Origin of the sequence: Rhizobium laguerreae (assembly GCF_002008165.1) — a bacterium.
In the GTDB taxonomy this organism is placed as follows: domain Bacteria; phylum Pseudomonadota; class Alphaproteobacteria; order Rhizobiales; family Rhizobiaceae; genus Rhizobium; species Rhizobium laguerreae.
This window is the reverse complement of the sequence record NZ_MRDM01000014.1, coordinates 833,998-851,823: the sequence shown is the minus strand read 5'-3', so window position 1 is coordinate 851,823 and position 17,826 is coordinate 833,998. Positions and strand designations below refer to the sequence as shown.

Sequence of the window (17,826 nt, the reverse complement as noted above, 5' to 3'; positions counted from 1 at the left end):
CAGGGGTTTCGACTCGTTTTGTCGCTTTTTCTCCCCATCGATTGAAATTTCGCTAACATGGCCGGCATCCCATTAACCGGATTCGTCTCAATCATTCGGGTTTCCAGCATGTTCCAGTCTTTCGAAGTCACTTCCACGCCGCAATTCGGCAGGGATCGGGTTTCCGCACTGCGCGCCAGTTTCGATTCGCTTGGCATCGACGCCTTCCTCGTGCCGCGCGCCGATGAATTCAACGGCGAATATGTTCCCGCATGTTCGGAGCGCTTGGCATGGCTGACGGGCTTTACCGGCTCGGCCGGCATTGCGCTGATCCTGCGCACGCAGGCGATCGTCTTCGTCGATGGGCGCTATGTGACGCAACTTGCCGAACAGGTCGACGGTTCGGTCTTTTCGGGTGGTGATCTCGTCAACGCGCCGCCGCATGTCTGGCTCGCCGCAAACGGAGCCAAGGGCCTGCGGCTCGGCATCGACCCCTGGCTGCATGCCGGGGCCGAGGTGCGCCGTCTGGAAAGGGCGCTGTCGGAGATCGGCGGCACGCTGGTCTTCCTGCCGCACAATCCGCTCGACAGGCTTTGGGCCGACCGGCCGGCCGAGCCGCTTGGCGCGGTCAGCATCCAGAACGTCGCGCAGGCCGGCGTGCTGGCGAGGGAGAAGATCGCGACGATCGCCGCCGATCTTTCGAAGATGAACCTTGCGGCGGTGCTGATCGCCGATCCCTCTTCGGTCGCCTGGACCTTCAATATCCGCGGCGCCGACGTGCCGCACACGCCGCATCCGCTGGCGCGCGCCATCATCCATGCCGACGGCCGCGCCGAGATCTTCCTCGACAAGCGCAAGACCGGCATCGAGCCGGAGGCCTATCTCGCGCAGATTTGCACGCAGCTGCCGCCATCGGCGCTGGAAGAAAAGCTCGCCGCGGTCTCCAGGGATGGCGGCCGCGTGCTGATCGACCCTGACATTGCCGCCTATGCGCTGGCGGAGATAATCCGCAAGGCGGGCGGCGAAGTGGTGGAGGGAGCCGATCCCGCCAAGTTGTCGCGCGCAGTGAAGAACGACGTCGAGATCAACGGCTCGGCCGCCGCGCATCTGCAGGACGGGGCGGCGATGGTGGAATTTCTCTATTGGCTGTCGCAGACGAAGCCCGGCACTGTGAGCGAGATCGCTGCTGCCGAGCATCTTGAAGCGGCGCGCGCCCGCGTCGGCCAGAGTATGCAGAACCCGCTGAAGGATATTTCCTTCGACACGATTTCGGGCGCCGGCGAACATGCGGCGATCATGCATTACCGCGTGACGACCGAGACGAACCGGATGATCGAGGCCGGCGAACTCTTCCTGATCGATTCGGGCGCGCAATATATCAACGGCACGACCGACATCACCCGCACCGTCGGCATCGGCGCGGTCTCAGAAGAGCACCGGCGCTTCTTCACGCTGGTGCTGAAGGGGATGATCGGGATCAGCACGGCGCGTTTTCCGAAGGGCACGCGCGGCTGCGACCTCGATCCGCTGGCGCGCATCGCGCTGTGGCGGGCCGGCGCCGATTTCGCTCACGGCACAGGCCACGGCGTCGGCTCCTATCTCTCGGTGCATGAGGGGCCGCAGCGCATCTCCAGGCTGTCGACGCAGGAACTGCTGCCCGGCATGATCCTTTCGAACGAGCCTGGCTATTACCGGCCCGGCAGCTTCGGCATCCGCATCGAGAACCTGATCTATGTGCGCGGGGCCGAAGAGATCGAGGGCGGCGATGCGCCGATGCTCGGATTCGAGACGCTGACTTTCTGCCCGATCGACCGCAGCCTCGTCATTCCGGAGCTTCTGACCCATGACGAGTTGCACTGGTTCAACGACTATCATCGCCGCACATGCGAGGCGCTGATGCCGCTCATCCATGATCACGATGTCAGGGCGTGGCTCGAAAACGCGACGCTGCCGCTGGAATATTGAGAAAACGGCATGCCTTGAATTTCTGCGCCGGCTGTCGGGCCGGTGCTCAGGCGCCGATCGTGTGGCGCCAGGTCATGACGACGATCCAGGCGGCGACCAGCATCCATGTATGGGTGAAGCGCAGGCCGATGAAGAGGGCGGCGATCAGCGCCAGCTTCGATTCCCAGCCGCCGATGAAGAATGCGGGTGCGACCAGCGTCGTCAGCACGGCGGCCGGCACGGCATTCAGCGCCGCCTCCATGCGCGGGGGAATGCTCTTCATTCGGGTGATGAGGATATAGCCGCCGATGCGGGTGGCGAAGGTGGCGGCGGCTGCCGCGAGGATGACGAGCGCCATGTGAAGATCAAATTCCATGGCTTAGACCTCGTGCACTTCGGATTTAAGGGCGTCGGCCTCGAGATCAGCCTCTTGCGGCGGCAAAGGCAGCACGGCGGCGAGTAGGATGCCGACGGCAGCACCGAGGCTGACATGCCAGGGCGAGCCGACATAGCGGTAGGCGAGTACGGAAGCCACCGCGCTGACGAGCGCCACGGGCAGGAAATTGTCTCGCTTGCGGAAGCCGAGGACGATGCCGAGGAAGTAGGCCGGCAGCAGGATGTCGAGGCCGATGGCCTTGGGATCGCCAATGAAGCCGCCGAGCATGCCGCCGGCGACGCTGATCAGCACCCAGGGAATGTAGATGATGATGGCGAAGCCGAAATACCAGGCGAAGGTGAGTTGTCGGCCGGCCTCGCCGCGCTTTACCGCCTCGGCGAATTGCGGATCGACAAGCAGGAAAAAGGTGAAGAATTTCTGCACCGGCGTGAAATGGCCGATATAACGCGCCAGCGCCGCCGAATAGAGCACGTGGCGGAAATTGACGGCGAGGATCGACAGCACGATCAGCCAGGCATGGACATTGTGACCGAAGAGTTCGATGCCGACCATCTGGCTGGCGCCGGCGTAGACGGTGGCGCTCATGAAGGCGGCTTCGGAGAGCGACATGCCGTTTTCGACCGCAAGCGCTCCGAAGAGGGCGCCAAAGGGCGCCGATGCCAGCGCAACGGCGGAGCCGCCCCGCAAACCTTCAACAAAGTCGGCGCGATTCATGGGATCTTTCCTGTTGGAATTCAGGTTTCCCTTATGGTCTGCGGCTTGCAACGGCAATTGAATTTCATTGATTGACCAATCGATTTCGCTGAACCATCAAACTCCCGATCACATTCGATAAAGAGGCAACCATGAAGAAGATCGAATTTTCGAAGGAAGAAAAGGCTGAGATCGTTTCGCGCATCCGCGCTTATTTCGATCGGGAGCTGGATCCCATCGGCGCTTTGCCGGCTGAATTCCTGCTTGACTTCTTCGTCGAGGAGATCGGCCCGTACGTCTACAATCGAGGGCTGAGAGATGCCCAAGCCGCCCTGTTGAAGCGAATGGAAGACATGGCCGAAGATATCCATCTGCTTGAGAGGGAGGAAAAAATTTTAGCGCCTTAGAATCAAACCAGAGCCTTCACTTAACGCCAAATTATTTCTGCGCCGATATGGTCGTGACGCTTTCGTTCACCGGGTTGCGTGTTTTTTGGCCGTGATTGTTTCTGCTATCGATGAACCTCGATCCGCCAAGCTCGGCAAGGCGTTGATGTTTACGGTCTGGCTTACGCTGGCATCTGCGCTTTGCTGGTCCGAAACGGTCTGGCGTGACGAGGTTCGTGCATTGTCACTCGCCCTCCAGGGGGATAATTTCATCGATATGCTTCGCCAGATGCATGGCGAGGGTCATCCTGCTCTTTGGTATATTCTACTGCGCGCCGCCTATGTCGTGGTCGGCTCACCTGTCGTCCTGAAGGTCGTCGCCCTGACGATTGCGGCGGCGGCGGTCTATCTGCTCATTTTCAGGCTGAAATTGCCGCTTTCCATCATGCTGCTGTCGTTGTTCAGCAGCTTTTCGATTTTCGAGTATGCCGCGATGTCGCGAAATTACGGCATCAGCATGCTGGTGATTTTCCTTATCGTCCTGAGTTGGGAGAGAGGAGCACGCAACGGGCTATTGCTCGGCCTGTTGTTTGCCTTGCTGGCAAATACCAACGTCCATTCGGTCGTGCTCGTCGGCGGCTTCCTCGCCTATTGGTTTTTTACTTTGCTTCTGGCGCGACCAAAGCGTCCTCTGAACGAATATCGGGCCTTTGCGACAGCCGCTGTCATTGCCGCGGTCGGAGTCGTTCTATGTTTCGTAACGGTCTATCCGACCTTCAATGATACGGGGCAGAACGATCTCAGCGGCAAGAATTTCGCTTTGCTTGCCCTCGATGCGCTTGCCGTGCCCAGTTCTCATTTTATGGAATTCTATCCCAACCGCGTCCTTGAATTGGTCGTGGCATATCCGTTGGCCTCCCATATTTTCGCAGCGTTGATGTCCGTGCTCATCTACGCCAGCCTGTTGGCGCTGGCGAACCGGCGGCCGGCGATGATCGCAGCCGGACTGGTTCTGTTAGGGCTTTCGCTGCTTTTTACGCTTGTCTATCCGGGCGGATACAGACATCAGGCGCTCTGGCTGGTTTTCATGATCGCGATCACCGCTTTGACCGGACGTACTCAGCACGAGGGAGCGGGCGGCATCGAGGCTGCTGGCGGCATCGTAAAGTTCGGGCGTCTGTGCTTCCTGATATTGCTGGCGCTACAGGTCGTGTCCGGTATCGAAAAGGTCAATCAGGCCTTCATAGCCGAAATACCCCTGAGCCGAAGCAAGGATTTCGGTGCGTTCATGCAATCGCGCCCTGATCTCAGGGACGCGGTCATCATGGCGGATCCCGATTATCTCGTGGAAGCCTTGCCCTATTACGTCTCCAATCGTACCTATCTCCTGCGGGAGGAGCGGTTCGGCGCCATCGTGCGATATACCCGGAACGCGCGGCTTTCGCTCAGCCTTGCCGATATTCTGCAAACGGCACGTCGATTGCAGCAGAGTGAACATGTGCCTGTCGTCATTCTTCTTTCGCAGCGGCTTGATCGGATTACTGCGCCCGTCTCCCTGCGTGAAAGCTACGTTTGGCGGTTGTCTCTGACGCCGGAAGACATTTCTGCTTTCCAAATCGCGACAAGCCTCGTCAAGCGCTTCGGCCCGGTTGCCGGAAGCGATGAGACGTTCGACGCCTACGTTCTGAAATAGGAGCGCGCCGGCGCGTCTCAGCCCTCGCGCTTCATCCGTTCTCTGCGTGCGATTTCGGCTTGCGAAGGCTCGGGCATTCCGAGGCTGCCGGTTTCGACCGCGCCGGCGCGCTCGTAGACGCTCATGACGACGCCGGTTGTCGATACCGAGTTGGCCGTGAGCTTCAGCGCTTCCGGCCTGGCGCCCTTGCCGAACAAGCGCTTCCCGGGGCCAAGGATGAGCGGGAAGGTCAGGAGCCGGAGTTCGTCGATCAGGTCGTGCACCAGCAGGGTTTGCAGCAGGCCGCTGCTGCCCTGCGTCAGGAGGTCCGGACCGTCCTCCTGCTTCAAGCGGGCGATCTCGGCGGCGGCATCGCCGCGCAGCGCAACGGTATTTTCCCAGGTGAGCGGCTCGGCGGAAGTGGTCGCGACATATTTGGTCGCGGCATTGAAGGCTTTTCCGATGGGATCGTCTTTGCCGACGAAGGGCCAGTGCGCCGCAAAGATCTCGTAGGTCTTGCGGCCGAGCAGTAGCGCGAAGGGTTCGGTAAAAATCCCGTCCATGAAACCGCCCATCGGCTCGTCCCAGTAATTGACGGTCCAGCCGCCAAGGGTGAAGCCGCCGGTCGGATCCTCCTGCGGCGCGCCCGGCGCCTGCATGACGCCATCCAAGCTCACGAAGGCTGCGGTAACAAGCTTTCTCATCTCTCAGCTCCCATGATTGGTGCGTTCAGAGCCAAGGACGGATGGGCGGGTGCCGATCCGACATCCGCCACACTGTCTTTTGTCGCTGATCTCAATCAGCCGGCCAGGACCTTGGCGCTGTCGATGATCGCGATGCCATGTGTCCGCATTTCTTCGATGGCGGCGGTGACGCCTTCGGGCGTGATGCCGCGGCTTGCATCCTCGATGAAGCGCACGCGAACGTCAGGCATCATCTCCAGTGCATCGAGCGCGGAGAACTTGACGCAATAATCGGTCGCCAGCCCGCAGACGTCGAGGTCGGTGACGCCCTGATCCTCGAGGAAATCGGAAAGGCCGGTCAAGGCATCGCGGTCATTGTCGCGGAAGGCCGAATAGCTGTCGATAGCAGGATCCTCGCCCTTCTGCTGGATCAGGTCGATCTCTTCGGATTTGAGCTCGGGGTGCAGTTCGGCATCGAGCGTACCCTGAATGCAGTGATCGGGCCACATCATCTGCGGCTTGCCCGACAGTTCTCCCATGTCGAAGGGGGCGGCACCGGGATGGGCGGAGGCGAAGCTGCCGTGGCCCGGCGGATGCCAGTCCTGCGAAGCGACGATCAGATCGTATTTGCCGCTGTCGATCAGTCTGTTTGCGACGGGAACGACCTTGTCGCCCTCCGGCACCGGCAGATTGCCGCCCGGACAGAAGCCGTTCTGAATATCGACGAGCAGCAGCGCTTTCATCAAGGCCAATTCCTTCGCTCTATTGCAGTGCAAGACGCCAAGCGCACTGAATGGATCAACTAGTGGATTTCCAGGCGCGGACGCGCAAGTGTTAATTCTGGCACTAGCGGTCGTAAGTCGTCGAAACAGAATGCTCTAATACCATCATTGCGAGAGTTGACGGGGCGATCGGTGTCTGAGCGCGATTAAATCCATGCCGGTGTTGGCCCGAAATGCCGTAACGCAGTGCGGAAGAGCTATGGGCGGAGTGCCCGGGTTTGCGCGGCTGCGACATTTCGTCTGCTTTCCGCGAGAGGCGACGTCAACCGACCTTGCTCCGGGTCATGATTTCTGCCTTTCTTACCCTTGGAAGCAAGCCGGAAGCGAAACCATGTCAGAGCCGGATCCCGACGAAAAGATCGATGCGACGTTTCGCAACGGGTCGCTGACGGCGGCTGGGATCATCCTTGGCTTCTCGCTCAATTTCATCAGTGTCTGGGTTTCCAATCCCAATGACTGGAGCCGCATCGATATTCTGCCGATGCTGTTCCTGACCGTGGGCATCGCCGTCCAGGTGAAGGTCTTTGCCGATCTGCTGGCGCGGGACTCCCTCTTCGCCGCCAATTATGATCGGTCGCGCCGGCTCTTTCTGATCGGGTTGGGAATCGTCGCCGCGGGCATGGGCATTGCGCTCGTCAACGATATTCTCGGACTTGGAAGGATGCGGATGCTCGGGTGAGCGTTTTCGCGTCGTCCTGACTTGGATCAGTTCAGCTTTCATGGGGGCGCAGAACCGCTCCAGTCTTTTGTTTTACGCAATTCCGGGCGGAAAACCGCTTCGCACTTTTCCTGGAATTGCTCTGAGTCACACGCGATCGACAAATCCGTCCAGCACCCGTTTCTGTCCAGCCCGGTCGAACTCGATCGTCAGCTTGTTGCCTTCGATGCCAGTGATGTTGCCGTTGCCGAATTTGAGGTGGAACACGCGGTCGCCAAGCGTGAATCTCGACGGTTCCGACGAGGTCGATTTCGCCACCAACTCGCCTTCGATGGTACGCCCCTTCGGGCCGCTTTCGCCGTAGCCGATGCGTTCGACGGCGTGGCCGGAGCGGGTGCCCCAGTTGTCGCGCGTAGCGTCGGTCTTGTTGGCCTGGGCGCGTTTCCAGCCAGGAGTGGAATACGAGTTGGCGAAGGGTTCGGCCTTGTCGAAGCGGGACTGGCCGTAGCCGCCGCGGCCATACCCGCCGTAGCTCTGCTCCATTGCGGCGACCTCGACATGGGTTTCCGGCAGTTCGTCGAGGAAGCGCGAGGGCAGGGTCGATTGCCAGAGGCCATGGATGCGGCGGTTGGAGACGAACCAGATGTGGCAGCGGTGCTTGGCGCGGGTGATGCCGACATAGGCGAGGCGGCGTTCCTCCTCCAGACCGGCGCGGCCGCTCTCATCCAGCGAGCGCTGGTGCGGGAAGAGGCCTTCCTCCCAGCCCGGCAGGAAGACGGTGTCGAATTCCAGGCCCTTGGCCGAGTGCAGCGTCATGATCGAGACGGCGTCGAGGTTCTCGTTGGTCTCGGCATCCATCACCAGGGAGACGTGTTCGAGGAAGCCGCGCATCGACTCGAAGCTTTCCATCGAGCGGATCAGTTCCTTGAGGTTTTCGAGGCGGCCGGGGGCTTCAGCGCTCTTGTCGTTCTTCCACATGTCGGTATAGCCGGACTCTTCGAGGATCTGCTCGGCAAGTTCGGTATGCGGCGTGTTTTCAAGCAGTTCCTGCCATCGGCGGAAAGATTGAATCACGTCGAAGAGCGCCTTTCGCGCCTTCGGCTTCAGCTCGTCCGTCTCGATGATGTCGACTGCTGCCGCAAGCATCGGGATATCCCGGGCACGGGCATAGTCGTGCAGCGCCCGCACCGTCGTATCGCCGAGGCCGCGCTTCGGGGTGTTGATGATGCGTTCGAAAGCGAGGTCGTCGGAGGCTTGAGCAACCAGGCGGAAATAGGCCATGGCGTCGCGGATCTCGAGGCGCTCGTAGAAGCGCGGGCCGCCGATGACGCGATAGTTGAGGCCGAGGGTGACGAAGCGGTCTTCGAATTCGCGCATCTGGAAGGAGGCGCGCACGAGGATCGCCATGTCGTTCAAGAGATGCTTGCCGCGCTGGAGCTGCTCGATCTCCTCGCCGATGGCGCGGGCTTCCTCCTCCGAATCCCAGGAGGCATGGACCTGCACCTTGACGTCGTCCGGATCGGAGCGGTCGGTGAACAGCGTCTTGCCGAGGCGGCCTTCATTATGGGCGATCAGATGGGCGGCGGCCCCGAGGATATGTTCGGTCGAGCGGTAGTTGCGCTCGAGCTTGATCACCTTGGCGCCAGGGAAATCCTTTTCGAAGCGCAGGATATTGTCGACCTCCGCGCCGCGCCAGCCATAGATCGACTGATCGTCGTCGCCGACGCAGCAGACGTTCTGCGGCTCGCCCTTGGGGCGCTGGGCGAGAAGCCTGAGCCACATGTACTGGGCGGTGTTGGTGTCCTGGTACTCGTCGACGAGGATATAGCGGAAGCGACCATGATATTCCTTCAAGAGATCCGGGTTCTTGCGGAAGATCGCGATCGGATGCATCAGCAGGTCGCCGAAGTCGCAGGCGTTCAGCGTCGTCAGGCGGTTCTGATAGGCAAAATAGAGATCGCGGCCGCGGCCATTGGCAAAGGCGCGGGCGTCGCCCTCGGGGATATCGGCAGGGCCGAGACCCTTGTTCTTCCAGGTGTCGATCATGCCGGCGAACTGCTTGGCCGGCCAGCGTTTATCGTCGAGGCCTTCGGCCTGGATGATCTGCTTGATCAGGCGGACGACGTCGTCAGTATCGAGAATGGTGAAATCGGAGCGCAGGCCGACAAGCTCGCCGTGGCGGCGCAGAAGTTTGACGCCGATCGAATGGAAGGTGCCGAGCCAGGGCATGCCTTCGACGGCGCCACCGACCAGCAACGCGATACGCTCCTTCATCTCGCGGGCCGCCTTGTTGGTGAAGGTGACGGCGAGGATCTGCGAGGGGAAGGCGCGGCCGGTATTGAGGATATGGGCTATGCGGGTCGTCAGTACGCGGGTCTTGCCGGTGCCGGCGCCGGCGAGCACGAGGACCGGGCCCTCCAGCGTTTCGACGGCTTCGGTCTGTTCGGGGTTCAGCCCGGCGAGATAATCCGGCCGCTTGCCGCCGTCGCGAGCCGCCATGGCGCGCGCCGCGATGCCGCCACCGGCGGTGGGCGCCCTTTCGGCGGGCGCGGCAGGCGGCTGCGGCTTGCGCGCCATCTCGCCCGGCTCTTCGTCGAAGAAGGGCATATCGTCGAAACTATTGCTCATGGCGCGTAATGTAGTGATTCGGGAAGGAAAGACCAGAAAAGATGTTCTGCTTTCATTCCCGAGTCGGCGCTATTCCAAGCGGTATGTTGCGGGCGGTAATGCCGCGGCCGAGCCCGGCTGTGGTCGCCATGCGGGCGGGCGGAGCTATAATTTCGATCGCGGCGTGTCGGAACCGGCGCTGGTGGGGCGTCCTTGGATCATCGGACAGCAGTCCGAATCACCAGCTGTCAACAAGGAGGCCGTTTTCATGCCGAAGGTCGTTTCAAATCTCTGGTTCGCCGAGGAAGCGCGCGAAGCCGTCGAATTCTATGTGTCTGTTATCCCGGATTCCCGGATCGGCCGCACCACCATATTGCCGGCGGAAACGCCGAGCGGGCCTCCCGGCAGCGTCGAGCTGATCGAGTTCACGCTTGCGGGCCAGGCCTTTCTGGCGATGAAGGCCGGCCCGCTCGATAGTTTCAACCATTCCTTCTCGATCGCGATTCTCGTGGAAAGCCAGGCCGAGATCGATCGGATATGGGAGGCATTCCTCGCCAATGGTGGCACGCCGGAAGCGTGCGGCTGGCTGAAGGACCGCTGGGGCCTTTCCTGGCAGATCGTCCCGCGCGTGCTCTCCGAGATGGTCGCCGACAGCGATCGCGAGCGGGCGAGGCGGGTAACCGAAGTGATGCTCGGCATGGTCAAGATCGACGTCGCCGCGCTCGAGGATGCGTTCAACGGCTGAAGGCCTGCGGAGACATGATCGCAATATCCGGCGCATGATCGTCATGCGCCCATTTCTCTAAGAATATTCCGTTTCTAAGAATATCCCGAACTTTCCAGCGTCATATGGCCCGTCGCACATCGATGTTCACCAATCGAACGGGCTCGCCGCCTGCCGATCGCTGATTTTCGGGATCTCGAATCACGGGCGGTATTGCACACCTTTTTCATCTTTCTGTCACGTCGTGAAATGTGCTGATACCGCGATGGCGTCTTTCTGAACTATACTGACCAACAGTTTCGTACAGTAATTAAAGAACCGGTGGATGCACAATTTCGTGCATTGCTAGAAATGGCCGGTGAGCGTGGAATAACCGACGAAACTATTGATTCTCAGGAACGTCATGGCCATCTCGATGGTTATAAGGACACCTGAAGCCTGTGGCATTAACCTTGAATGGAGGGCCCATGCTGAGCGAATCCGTATTTGATGCGTTCACCCGCAGTTATGATGCGCGTCGCGAGACCGATATGTCGATCTCGGAGTATCTCGATCTTTGCAAAAAGGAACCGCTTGCCTATGCCAATGCGACCGAGCGTCTGCTCGCCGCGATAGGCGAGCCGCAGATGGTCGACACCGCCAGGGACACCCGCCTCGGCCGGATATTCATGAACCGGACCATCCGGATCTATCCGGCCTTTGCCGGCTTCCACGGCATGGAAGAGACAATCGAACGCATCGTTTCCTTCTTCCGGCACGCGGCGCAGGGGCTCGAGGAGCGCAAGCAGATCCTCTATCTGCTCGGCCCGGTCGGCGGCGGCAAGTCATCGCTGGCGGAGCGGCTGAAGCTGCTGATGGAGGTTCATCCGATCTACGTGCTGAAGGCCGGTGACGAGATCAGCCCCGTTTTCGAAAGTCCGCTCAACCTCTTCGACCCGGACACGATGGGATCGCTCCTGCAGGAGCAATACGGCATTCCCCTGCGGCGCCTGAGCGGACTGATGAGCCCGTGGTGCCTGAAGCGGCTCGACGACTTCGGAGGCGATATTTCCCGCTTCCGCGTCGTCAGAGTACAGCCTTCGCGGTTGCGCCAGATCGCCATCGCCAAGACCGAGCCTGGAGACGAGAACAATCAGGATATCTCGTCCTTAGTCGGCAAGGTCGATATCCGAAAGCTGGAGACCTATTCCCAGAATGATCCGGATGCCTACAGCTATTCGGGCGGCCTCAACCGCGCCAATCAGGGCGTGCTCGAATTCGTCGAGATGTTCAAGGCGCCGATCAAGATGCTGCATCCGCTGCTGACGGCGACGCAGGAAGGGAACTATATCGGCTCCGAGAATATCGGCGCCATACCCTTCTCCGGCATCGTCCTTGCGCATTCGAACGAGGCGGAATGGCAGACCTTCAAGGCCAACAAGAACAACGAAGCGTTCATCGACCGTATTTGCGTGATCAAGGTGCCCTATTGCCTGCGCGTGACGGAAGAGCAGAAGATCTACGAGAAGCTGATCGAGGGATCGGAACTCGCCGATGCGCCATGCGCCCCGGCAACGCTCGAAATGCTGGCCCGCTTCTCCGTGCTTTCCCGCCTGCGCAAGCATGAGAATTCGACATACTTCTCGAAGATGCGCACCTATGACGGCGAAAGCCTGAAGGAGACGGATCCGCGTGCCCGCAGTGTCCAGGAATATCGGGATGCCGCCGGCATCGACGAGGGCATGGACGGCATATCGACCCGCTTCGCCTTCAAGGTGCTCGCCTCCACTTTCAATCACGACACCACGGATATCGGCGCCGATCCGGTTCATCTGATGTATGTGCTGGAGCAGTCGATCCGCCGCGAGCAGTTTTCCGACGATGTCGAGAAGCGATATCTGGAATTCATCAAGGCCGATCTTGCGCCGCGTTACGCAGAGTTCATTGGAAATGAAATCCAGAAGGCCTATCTTGAGTCCTATGCGGATTACGGACAGAATCTGTTCGACCGCTACGTGGATTATGCCGATGCTTGGATCGAAGACGTGGACTTCAAGGATCCCGATACCGGCCAGCTTCTCGATCGCGAGCTCCTCAACCAGGAACTGACGAAAATCGAAAAGCCGGCGGGAATCGCCAATCCGAAGGATTTCCGCAACGAAATCGTCAAGTTCTGCTTGAGATCGCGGGCAGCCAACGGCGGAAAGAATCCGTCATGGACGAGCTATGAGAAAATCCGGGAAGTCATCGAAAAGCGAATGTTCTCGCAGGTCGAAGATCTTTTGCCGGTCATTTCCTTCGGATCGAAGAAGGATTCGGAAACAGAAAAGAAACACAGCGAATTCGTCTCGCGCATGGCCGCGCGGGGTTACACGGAGAGGCAGGTTCGGCGCCTCGTCGAATGGTACATGCGCGTCAAACAGGCAAGTTAATGTGGAGCCAATATGCACATTGTCGACCGTCGGCTAAATCCGCGCGGTAAAAGTCTGGAAAATCGGCAACGGTTTCTTCGGCGCATGAAAGGCGCCGTGCAGCAGGCGGTAAAACGTTCTCTGCAAAACCGGAACATTCGCGATGTACTCGACGGCGGGGAAATCAGCCTGCCGATCGATGGAATGGCCGAGCCGAACTTGAGAAGGGGCGACGGCGGCATCCGCGATCATATCCTGCCTGGAAACAGGGCCTTCGTCGAAGGCGACATTCTTCCGCGCCCGCCGGGGAGCAGGGGCGGAAAACCCAAGGATGCGGGTGAGGGCGACGGCGAGGACGGCTTCCGCTTCGTGCTGACGCGCGAGGAATTCCTGGATGTGTTCCTGGACGATCTGGAACTGCCCGACCTTGCCAAGCGGCGCTTGGCCGAAACCGAGGAGGAAACTCCGTTCCGTGCCGGTTATTCCGTGTCGGGATCGCCGTCCAACATCGCCGTCGGTCGCACGACCAGGCTCGCGATGATGCGCCGTGTCGCGCTTCACCGTCCGCGCCGCGAAGAAATCGAAGCCCTGCAGCGGCAGGTGGAGGAATGCGAAGACGACGAGAGCCGGCTGACGCTTGAGGCAAAACTCAAATCCCTGACGGAAAAAAGCCGGCGCATTCCCTACATCGATCCGCTCGACGTGCGGTATCGCCGCTTCGAAAACGAGCCGAAGCCTGTGGCGAAGGCCGTGATGTTCTGCTTGATGGACGTTTCCGGTTCCATGTCGGAACACATGAAGGACCTGGCGAAGCGGTTCTATCTGCTGCTCTACCTTTTCCTGTCGAAGCGCTACAAGAAAGTGGAGATCGTCTTCATCCGCCATACCGACAAGGCCGAGGAAGTCGACGAGGAAACCTTCTTCTATGGCCCGGCAACGGGCGGCACGCTGGTTTCCAGTGCGCTAGCGGCAATGCGGGCGATCATCGCGGCGCGTTTCGATCCGGCGGAATGGAATATCTATGGCGCCCAGGCCTCGGACGGCGACAACGCCCATTCGGACGGGAACCTGAGCGGACAGCTGCTGCGCGAGATTTTGCCGCTGTGCCAGTATTTCGCCTATATCGAGGTCGGCGAAGAAGGCGGTGACTCCTCAGTATCCCGCTCGCCGCTTTGGATGCTCTATGACGGGATCCGTTCCGAACTGCAGCCGCTTTCAATGCGCAAGGTCTGCCGGCGAAACGAAATATTCCCTGTTTTCCACGATCTCTTCCAGAAACGTGACGCACAGTCGAAGGTGACGCCATGACCATGACGATGAGGCCACGAGAGCGGCTATTATTCGAGGGGGCCGACTGGGACTTTTCGACACTCCAGCGCATTCATGACGCCTGCGAGGACATCGCGCTTAACGAACTCGGCCTCGACGTCTATCCGAACCAGATCGAAGTCATCACCTCGGAGCAAATGCTCGATGCCTATTCCTCGACCGGCATGCCGCTCTTCTACCGCCATTGGTCCTTCGGCAAACACTTCGCGCATCACGAAACCTTCTACCGCCGCGGGATGCGCGACCTCGCCTATGAGATCGTCATCAACAGCTCTCCCTGCATTTCTTACCTGATGGAGGAAAACACGGCGACGATGCAGACGCTCGTCACCGCGCATGCGGCCTTCGGCCACAACCACTTCTTCAAGAACAACTATCTCTTCAAGCTCTGGACCGATGCGGAGGGCATCCTCGATTACCTCGATTTCGCCAAGGGTTATATCACCCGCTGCGAGGAACGTTACGGCGAGGCGGCCGTCGAGCGTACGCTCGACGCAGCCCATGCGCTGATGTCGCACGGTGTGCATCGATACGCGGGCAAGACCACCATTGACCTTCGCCAGGAGGAGAAGCGGCAACAGGAGCGCCGCGCCCACGAGGAGCAGATGTTCAACGACCTGTGGCGCACTGTTCCCGTCGGCAAGACGAGGAAGGCGGGCGACAGCGGCCTGGAAAAGCGCCGCGCCGCCCTCGGGCTCCCTCAGGACAACATCCTATACTTTCTGGAAAAGTCGGCGCCGCGGCTGCAGCCGTGGCAGCGCGAGATCCTTCGCATCGTCCGCCATGTCGCGCAATATTTTCATCCCCAACGGCAGACCAAGGTGATGAACGAGGGAACCGCCACCTTCGTCCACTACCAGATCATGAACCGGCTTCACGAGCGGGGGCAGATCAGCGACGGAAACTTCCTCGAATTCCTGAAGTCGCACGCCAACGTCGTGTTCCAGCCGAGCTATGACGACCGGCGGTTCTCGGGCTTCAATCCCTATGCGCTTGGCTTTGCGATGATGCAGGACATCGAGAGGATCGTTACGACGCCGACGGAAGAGGACCGCGCATGGTTTCCCGATATCGCCGGACGAGGCGATGCGATGGCGGTCCTGCGCGACATCTGGGCCAATTACCGGGACGAGAGCTTCATCAGCCAGTTCCTGAGCCCGAACCTGATCCGGCAATTGCGGCTGTTCCATCTCTACGACGATCCGGAGCAGACCGAGGGGGTACTGGTTTCGGCGATCCACAACGAGCGCGGATATTTGCGCATCCGCCGCCAGCTCTCGCGCGAATACGATATCGGCTGGACCGATCCGGCAATCGATATCGTCGACGTCGACCTCGCCGGCGACCGCCGCCTGCTTCTGCAGCACATCGTCATGAATGGCTGCTATCTCCAGGAAGCCGACATGAAACTCGTCCTGCAGCATCTTGCCGATCTCTGGGGCTACGACGTCCTGCTTCAGGAAATCGACAGTTCCAGCACGGTGGCGAGGGAACACACGGCGAGCCCGCGCAAGATCGTTCAGTGATCGAGCGTTCTTCTTGAGGCGCCGGACTTCTTGCTCGCCGCCGGCTATCGGTATATATCATGGTAGCTATCGCGATGTGGAGGCTATCATGGCAACGAGAACGGCCAAGATTTTTACGACCGGCCGCAGCCAGGCGGTCAGGCTCCCTGCGGAGTTCCGCTTCGAGGAGAGCGAGGTGTTCGTCCGTCGTGATCCGAAGACCGGCGATGTCATTTTGTCACGCAAGCCGGAGTCATGGGATGGTCTCTTTGAACTCTATGGCAAGGATCAGGTTCCGGACGATTTCCTGGGGCCTGACGACCGCCAGCAGCCTTCTCATGATCGTGATCCATTCGAAGGCTGGAAGGAATGACAGCCTGGATGCTCGATACCAATATGGTGAGCCATGTGATCAAGGGCGATCGGCCGGAGATCATCGAAAGGTTGGCCGCGCTTCCGATGGAGGACATCGTCATCTCATCGATCACCGAAGGGGAGCTGTTCTACGGTCTTGCCAAGCGAGGCTACCCGAAAGCGCTGTCGGAGCGGATCCGCCAATTCCTGCTCCGGGTCGACGTTCTGCCTTGGGATCACGATGTCACGCGAACTTATGGCGACCTGCGCGCTGCCTGCGAAGCCAAAGGCGTGATCCTGGCGCCCCTCGATATGATGATTGCCGCTCATGCCGTTGCAACTGCCGCAACCCTCGTCACGCGCGACAAGGCTTTTGCCCGCGTCTTGGAGCCTTTGAAGGTCGATGACTGGGCGAGTGAAGGAAGCTGAATCGTCCACGCCGCCTCTCATGCCTGGGAAACGCGGGTCGACGATCAGCAATTATCGGTGGTAACGAACACAAAGGCTTAGTAACTTACCGCCGCTGCAATAGCCCATGATCTCCAATCGACCAGTTTCAGCCTTTGCAGCGATCTTTCCCGGCGGCGGATAGCGCGGAGACGAGAGACCATGAGTGAAACGCGGCGCAAGCTGACGACGATCTTCTGTGCTGACGTGCAGGACTATACGCGGCTGATGGGGGCCGACGAGGAGGGGACGCTTGCGAGCCTGAAGCGCTGCCGGGAAGCGATGGGGCGCCTGATCGAAAGCCATGGCGGCCGCGTCGTCAATACCTGGGGCGACGGGCTGATCGCCGATTTCCCGAGCGTGGTCGAGGCGGTGCGTGCGGCCGTCGACACCCAGAACGAACTCGCGGGTTTCAACGCCCGCCGCCCGGCCGACGGTCGCATGCTCTTCCGCATCGGCATCAATCTCGGCGACGTGATCGTCGAGGGCGACGACATCTATGGCGACGGCGTCAATATTGCGGCGCGGCTGCAGACGTCGGCTGCGGCCGGCGGCATCGTGATATCGAGCACCGTCTACGACCAGGTCCGCAACAAGGTGGCTGTCGGTTTCGAGTTTCTCGGACCGCTTATGGTGAAGAACGTCGATGAAGGCGTGCCGAGCTACGCGGTAAAGATCGGCGATACCAGGGACGAGACGCCCCCTGCAGAACGATCCGGCTCCGCGCGGCCGCAGCCGGCGCCGGTTATGGCGGCCGCTAAGGCCGAGACAACCCCAGCACCGGGCGGACGCAGGCTGTATGGCGTGCTCGGCGTCATCGCCGGCGCCCTGATCGGTATCAATCTGCTGTCGTGGCAGGGCGTCTTCTGGGCGCGTTTTCCGGTGCTGGCGCTTGCCGTCGTCGCGGCGCTCGCCTGGAACCGCGACCAGACCCGGTTCAATCGCAAGATCACCTTGCTGGCGATCCTGGCGCTCGGCCTTGCCGGCATCAACCTCTTCACCTGGACGGGGCAGTTCTGGGCGATTTGGCCGATACTGGGCATTGCGGCCGTGATGGGCCTGCGGTGGTCGATGCGCCGATAGGCATCCAACCCGCATCCTCAGGGATTTTGTACGGTATCTTGCCCGACAATCGGCGGGATCAAAGACACGGGCGAGTGTTCATTCAAACAAAAGTGAGCGGCCGGGTTATTTCCATTCTTTGTTGATATTACAAATCGGTAATGCCGGCTGCTTATGCTTGCCGGTAAGCTGTAAACGCGCGATATTGTCGCAT

At 60.2% G+C, this 17,826-nt stretch carries 16 protein-coding genes; 11 read left to right on the top strand and 5 right to left on the bottom strand.

Annotated features, from left to right (window positions below; translation table 11 throughout):
- Window positions 1-108 precede the first annotated feature (108 nt).
- Window positions 109-1,944 carry an aminopeptidase P family protein gene (locus tag BS630_RS20030; RefSeq protein ID WP_077979244.1) on the top strand — a complete coding sequence of 612 codons (1,836 nt, stop codon included), beginning with the start codon at window positions 109-111 and terminating at the stop codon, window positions 1,942-1,944.
- A gap of 46 nt (window positions 1,945-1,990) precedes the next feature.
- On the opposite strand, the gene BS630_RS20025 is transcribed toward BS630_RS20030, so the two are convergent.
- Window positions 1,991-2,299, bottom strand: a complete 309-nt coding sequence (locus tag BS630_RS20025) for an AzlD family protein (RefSeq protein WP_017965080.1) — start codon at window positions 2,297-2,299, stop codon at window positions 1,991-1,993.
- A 3-nt stretch (window positions 2,300-2,302) separates the two neighbouring features.
- Window positions 2,303-3,034 carry an AzlC family ABC transporter permease gene (locus BS630_RS20020; RefSeq protein ID WP_077978777.1) on the bottom strand — a complete coding sequence of 244 codons (732 nt, stop codon included), beginning with the start codon at window positions 3,032-3,034 and terminating at the stop codon, window positions 2,303-2,305.
- A gap of 131 nt (window positions 3,035-3,165) precedes the next feature.
- On the opposite strand from BS630_RS20020, the gene BS630_RS20015 reads away from it, so the two are divergent.
- Window positions 3,166-3,420: a DUF2164 domain-containing protein gene (locus BS630_RS20015; RefSeq protein WP_017961276.1), complete on the top strand. Its 255-nt coding sequence runs from the start codon at window positions 3,166-3,168 to the stop codon at window positions 3,418-3,420.
- 85 nt (window positions 3,421-3,505) lie between these two features.
- A complete protein-coding gene (locus tag BS630_RS20010; RefSeq protein ID WP_077978776.1) occupies window positions 3,506-5,092 on the top strand; it encodes a hypothetical protein in 1,587 nt (528 codons plus the stop codon).
- 17 nt (window positions 5,093-5,109) lie between these two features.
- On the opposite strand, the gene BS630_RS20005 is transcribed toward BS630_RS20010, so the two are convergent.
- The gene (locus BS630_RS20005) at window positions 5,110-5,775 is read right to left on the bottom strand and encodes a dihydrofolate reductase family protein (RefSeq protein WP_077978775.1); all 666 of its coding nucleotides are present in this window, start codon (window positions 5,773-5,775) and stop codon (window positions 5,110-5,112) included.
- Between the two features lie 95 nt (window positions 5,776-5,870).
- Complete coding sequence (gene pncA, locus BS630_RS20000; protein WP_077978774.1) at window positions 5,871-6,497, bottom strand: bifunctional nicotinamidase/pyrazinamidase; 627 nt, start codon at window positions 6,495-6,497, stop codon at window positions 5,871-5,873.
- A 370-nt stretch (window positions 6,498-6,867) separates the two neighbouring features.
- On the opposite strand from pncA, the gene BS630_RS19995 reads away from it, so the two are divergent.
- On the top strand, window positions 6,868-7,215 hold the full coding sequence (locus tag BS630_RS19995) for a hypothetical protein (protein WP_017961272.1): 348 nt from the start codon (window positions 6,868-6,870) through the stop codon (window positions 7,213-7,215).
- Between the two features lie 126 nt (window positions 7,216-7,341).
- Here BS630_RS19995 and BS630_RS19990 read toward each other — a convergent pair whose 3' ends face one another.
- Window positions 7,342-9,822: an ATP-dependent helicase gene (locus tag BS630_RS19990; protein ID WP_077978773.1), complete on the bottom strand. Its 2,481-nt coding sequence runs from the start codon at window positions 9,820-9,822 to the stop codon at window positions 7,342-7,344.
- Between the two features lie 247 nt (window positions 9,823-10,069).
- On the opposite strand from BS630_RS19990, the gene BS630_RS19985 reads away from it, so the two are divergent.
- The 7 genes from BS630_RS19985 (at window position 10,070) to BS630_RS19955 (ending at window position 17,633) form a co-directional block, all read left to right on the top strand.
- A complete protein-coding gene (locus tag BS630_RS19985; RefSeq protein ID WP_077979243.1) occupies window positions 10,070-10,546 on the top strand; it encodes a VOC family protein in 477 nt (158 codons plus the stop codon).
- Between the two features lie 446 nt (window positions 10,547-10,992).
- A complete protein-coding gene (locus tag BS630_RS19980; protein ID WP_027664285.1) occupies window positions 10,993-12,936 on the top strand; it encodes a PrkA family serine protein kinase in 1,944 nt (647 codons plus the stop codon).
- Window positions 12,937-12,948: 12 nt separating this feature from the next.
- Entirely contained in the window at window positions 12,949-14,223 is a 1,275-nt protein-coding gene (locus BS630_RS19975; RefSeq protein WP_077978772.1) for a YeaH/YhbH family protein, read from the top strand.
- Window positions 14,220-15,770, top strand: a complete 1,551-nt coding sequence (locus BS630_RS19970) for a SpoVR family protein (RefSeq protein WP_077978771.1) — start codon at window positions 14,220-14,222, stop codon at window positions 15,768-15,770. Before BS630_RS19975 ends, BS630_RS19970 begins: the two co-directional genes overlap by 4 nt.
- 88 nt (window positions 15,771-15,858) lie before the next feature.
- Window positions 15,859-16,122 (top strand): antitoxin, encoded by a 264-nt coding sequence (locus tag BS630_RS19965; protein WP_077978770.1) that lies wholly within the window; start codon window positions 15,859-15,861, stop codon window positions 16,120-16,122.
- Window positions 16,119-16,532 carry a type II toxin-antitoxin system VapC family toxin gene (locus tag BS630_RS19960; protein WP_077978769.1) on the top strand — a complete coding sequence of 138 codons (414 nt, stop codon included), beginning with the start codon at window positions 16,119-16,121 and terminating at the stop codon, window positions 16,530-16,532. Before BS630_RS19965 ends, BS630_RS19960 begins: the two co-directional genes overlap by 4 nt.
- A 180-nt stretch (window positions 16,533-16,712) precedes the next feature.
- Window positions 16,713-17,633, top strand: coding sequence for an adenylate/guanylate cyclase domain-containing protein (locus BS630_RS19955; RefSeq protein ID WP_077978768.1), 921 nt, complete (start codon window positions 16,713-16,715; stop codon window positions 17,631-17,633).
- The last annotated feature ends 193 nt before the right edge of the window (window positions 17,634-17,826 follow it).

Excerpts from the sequence above, each read along its gene's own strand:
- BS630_RS19985 (WP_077979243.1), top strand. The coding sequence starts at position 10,070 with ATGCCGAAGGTCGTTTCAAATCTCTGGTTCGCCGAGGAAGCGCGCGAA.
- BS630_RS19965 (WP_077978770.1), top strand. The coding sequence starts at position 15,859 with ATGGCAACGAGAACGGCCAAGATTTTTACGACCGGCCGCAGCCAGGCG.
- BS630_RS20005 (WP_077978775.1), bottom strand. The coding sequence starts at position 5,775 with ATGAGAAAGCTTGTTACCGCAGCCTTCGTGAGCTTGGATGGCGTCATG.
- pncA (WP_077978774.1), bottom strand. The coding sequence starts at position 6,497 with ATGAAAGCGCTGCTGCTCGTCGATATTCAGAACGGCTTCTGTCCGGGC.
- BS630_RS19980 (WP_027664285.1), top strand. The coding sequence starts at position 10,993 with ATGCTGAGCGAATCCGTATTTGATGCGTTCACCCGCAGTTATGATGCG.
- BS630_RS19955 (WP_077978768.1), top strand. The coding sequence starts at position 16,713 with ATGAGTGAAACGCGGCGCAAGCTGACGACGATCTTCTGTGCTGACGTG.
- BS630_RS19970 (WP_077978771.1), top strand. The coding sequence starts at position 14,220 with ATGACCATGACGATGAGGCCACGAGAGCGGCTATTATTCGAGGGGGCC.
- BS630_RS20030 (WP_077979244.1), top strand. The coding sequence starts at position 109 with ATGTTCCAGTCTTTCGAAGTCACTTCCACGCCGCAATTCGGCAGGGAT.
- BS630_RS19960 (WP_077978769.1), top strand. The coding sequence starts at position 16,119 with ATGACAGCCTGGATGCTCGATACCAATATGGTGAGCCATGTGATCAAG.
- BS630_RS20015 (WP_017961276.1), top strand. The coding sequence starts at position 3,166 with ATGAAGAAGATCGAATTTTCGAAGGAAGAAAAGGCTGAGATCGTTTCG.
- BS630_RS19995 (WP_017961272.1), top strand. The coding sequence starts at position 6,868 with ATGTCAGAGCCGGATCCCGACGAAAAGATCGATGCGACGTTTCGCAAC.
- BS630_RS19990 (WP_077978773.1), bottom strand. The coding sequence starts at position 9,822 with ATGAGCAATAGTTTCGACGATATGCCCTTCTTCGACGAAGAGCCGGGC.
- BS630_RS19975 (WP_077978772.1), top strand. The coding sequence starts at position 12,949 with ATGCACATTGTCGACCGTCGGCTAAATCCGCGCGGTAAAAGTCTGGAA.
- BS630_RS20020 (WP_077978777.1), bottom strand. The coding sequence starts at position 3,034 with ATGAATCGCGCCGACTTTGTTGAAGGTTTGCGGGGCGGCTCCGCCGTT.
- BS630_RS20025 (WP_017965080.1), bottom strand. The coding sequence starts at position 2,299 with ATGGAATTTGATCTTCACATGGCGCTCGTCATCCTCGCGGCAGCCGCC.